This window comes from Yersinia sp. 1252 StPb PI (assembly GCF_048593885.1).
Lineage (GTDB): Bacteria > Pseudomonadota > Gammaproteobacteria > Enterobacterales > Enterobacteriaceae > Yersinia > Yersinia enterocolitica_E.
This window is the reverse complement of record NZ_JAZGQE010000383.1, coordinates 1-1,225: the sequence shown is the minus strand read 5'-3', so window position 1 is coordinate 1,225 and position 1,225 is coordinate 1. Positions and strand designations below refer to the sequence as shown.

Genomic DNA, 1,225 nt, shown 5'->3' with positions numbered 1-1,225 from the left:
TATTAATTGGTGTACAGGATGATAAACATGAAAAAGATGTTTTAAAGAGATGGGATGGTTTCGAAAAGATAGAAGGTTTTAATAGTATTATCCAGGCTCTTTCTGAATTGAATCCTTCAATTGACTTTTACTATAATTTCCTAAGACTAAAAGGACAAACACATAATTACATTCTGCATGTCACAATCAGAAAAGATACATCCGTTCATAAAACAGCAAGTGGTGATATATATGTACGGAGAGGCGCACAAAGTTTAAAACTATCTTTGCCTAATAAAATACTTGAGCTAACCCATTCAAAAGGCATAACAACTGAAGAAGATTCTATCGTTGCCGATGCTATTATTGATGACCTAGTTGACAGTAAAGTATTGGCTGATTTTCTGAGTCAGTTACCTGTAACTGATCCAGATCCATTGAATTTTCTTTTAAAAGAACACTTAGTAGATACAAATAATTGGATACCTAAAGTTGCTGCCTTATTATTATTCTCAGAAACACCAAGCTCGATTATTCCCCGCCAATGTGCTGTTAGAGTTGTCCGTTATGATACAATTGATGAAGATATTGATAGAGATAACCTGCAAGAAAACATTTCACTAGAGGGTCCATTGTTTAATTTATTTAGCTCGACGTTTTATTGTATAAAAGAGTTACTTGAAAGAACACGCGTTTGGACAATTAATGGCTTTGTTAGTGCTTACTATCCGGATGAGACACTTTGGGAAATATTAGTGAATGCACTGATCCACCGCGATTATTCTATTTCAGACAATGTGCTAATTAGCATATTTAGCAATAGAATAGAGTTTAAAAGCCCTGGCAGACTACCGGGTTTAGTAACGGTCGACAATATACTAGAGAATAGATTTTCCAGAAATCCTAAAATCGTCAGGTTACTTTCAAAATTTAAGAATGCACCAAATAAGGATCTTGGTGAGGGTATGAATACCGCATTTCAAAAAATGGCAGCAATCGGTTTAAAATCACCTGAAATATATGAAGATGGTAATTATGTGAAAATGATAATTCGTCATGTACCTTCTCAAGGGATTGAAAAAACACTGTTAGAATTTGTAATGAAACATGGCAGTATAAATAACCGACAAGCAAAGGATCTCTCTGGTCTAGATAGTGCCGAAAAGGTAACAAGTCTTTTCTCGAAAATGCGAGACCAAAACATATTAAAAAGACTTGAAGGAACGAGTGGAACAGCCTCTAAATG

The 1,225-nt window shown here is 34.7% G+C and carries 1 protein-coding gene; it reads left to right on the top strand.

What is annotated here, in order from left to right:
* A partial coding sequence (locus V2A85_RS23790) for an ATP-binding protein (protein WP_420072569.1) occupies window positions 1–1,225 on the top strand: 1,225 nt, incomplete at both ends.